At 35.0% G+C, this 1,394-nt stretch carries 2 protein-coding genes, 1 tRNA gene and 1 pseudogene; all 4 read left to right on the top strand.

Features of this window, described 5'->3' with window-relative positions:
• The first annotated feature begins 344 nt into the window (after positions 1-344).
• A tRNA-Gly gene (locus HMPREF0381_RS14075) sits at positions 345-417 on the top strand.
• Between the two features lie 122 nt (positions 418-539).
• Entirely contained in the window at positions 540-998 is a 459-nt protein-coding gene (locus tag HMPREF0381_RS14070) for a hypothetical protein (protein WP_040462005.1), read from the top strand.
• A gap of 65 nt (positions 999-1,063) precedes the next feature.
• A pseudogene (tnpA, locus tag HMPREF0381_RS14065) lies at positions 1,064-1,315 on the top strand (IS200/IS605 family transposase); the annotation flags it as partial.
• On the top strand, positions 1,295-1,394 hold a 100-nt coding region (locus HMPREF0381_RS16120; RefSeq protein WP_456297521.1), incomplete at its 3' end, for a helix-turn-helix domain-containing protein. The pseudogene tnpA and the gene HMPREF0381_RS16120, both read left to right, overlap by 21 nt.

The raw sequence follows: 1,394 nt of genomic DNA, 5'->3' as shown, positions 1-1,394 counted from the left end.
AAGGTAGATAGGGCTAAGATGTAAGTACAGCAATGTACTCAGTTGAGAGTCACTAATAGGTCGAGGGTTTAACCAAAAGATAGGAAAATTTATAATAGCTCGGGAATTGGTAGGCAGTTTTGAAGGTGCATTTTCTTCTTAACGAAAATGAGCATAGCGAATTTGAGTTTAGAAGAAAAGTACACTTGATTTTACGAAGTAAAGTCATAGTGCTACATTAACCTTTCTTAGTGAGAACGAGTGTAGCGAAGTACGAACTTAGAAAAATAGCGTACTTGAACTTACAAAGTAAGTTTGTAGTATGTCCTTTACAAATGATTGGTATATTGGTATAATAAGCATATGCGCGAGTGGCTCAGTTGGTGGAGTACGACCTTGCCAAGGTCGGGGTCGCGGGTTCGAGTCCCGTCTCGCGCTCTGAAAAGAAGTCTTAGTTTTAAGATTTCTTTTTTATTTACATTTGAGGTCTTATCAAACTTACTATCCTATGATATAAATAATTTAAACTATAATCAAACAACTTTAGAATGGAGCGAGGGATGCCGCAAATTAATGAGATTAATGAAGATTTTAAGAGATTGGCAGTTGCATACAATTGCCATGAATTATATGCACTTAGTTTTTGTCTGTTTGAATTAGAAGCAAATGATTGGCGCAGTTACCCTACAGCTAAAAATGCTCTTATTTTTCCTATAGAAGGTTATGCAAGCTTTCAATTGGATAAGCAGATATTTTCTATAAATACCGGAAAATGCCTGCATGCCCGTCCCGGCAAGTTGCTTACCATAACGAATCAGGGCAAGGATACGTTCAGATATATTGTGATATACTATGAGGGGAAGGTTCAGCCGGTTTTTGAGATAGAATTAAAACACTATGATGATCTTATTTTTAAATTAGAGCAAATCATTTCTTATAATACAAGCTTGGTTCTTGCTGATACTTACCGTCAGGAAGTACTGATTGAAATAATGCTACCGCAATCCCACTGGCTTTAGACGGTGGGTTAAGGTAGCAAAAAATAGATATTTGTGATACAATAACTAGCGTTATGGGAGTATGGAAGAGTAATATAATCATAAAATATATGGAAACAGACAAAGACCATATACACTATATGATAGAGACTGAACCTACAATGTCCATAAGTAAAGTGGTTAATCTAATTAAGAGTTATACAACATATCATATATGGAAAAAGCATACAGAATATCCTAAGAATCATTTTTGGAAAGAACATACATTTTGGACGGATGGATATTTTGCTTGTAGCATAGGCAATATTTCTGAAGAAATGTTAAAGCAATATATAAAAAAATCAAGGGTAGAAAGGCGGGTGAGCTTAATGTTAAAGGCATATAGATATCGGATTTATCCAAACAAAGAGCAAGAAA

Source organism: Lachnoanaerobaculum saburreum DSM 3986 (assembly GCF_000185385.1).
In the GTDB taxonomy this organism is placed as follows: domain Bacteria; phylum Bacillota; class Clostridia; order Lachnospirales; family Lachnospiraceae; genus Lachnoanaerobaculum; species Lachnoanaerobaculum saburreum.
Note: the sequence above shows the minus strand (reverse complement) of the source record. Positions and strands in the feature narration are given on the sequence as shown.

What these genes read in the sequence shown, in the direction of transcription:
- HMPREF0381_RS14070 (WP_040462005.1), top strand. Translation starts at nt 540, where the DNA reads ATGCCGCAAATTAATGAGATTAATGAAGATTTTAAGAGATTGGCAGTT.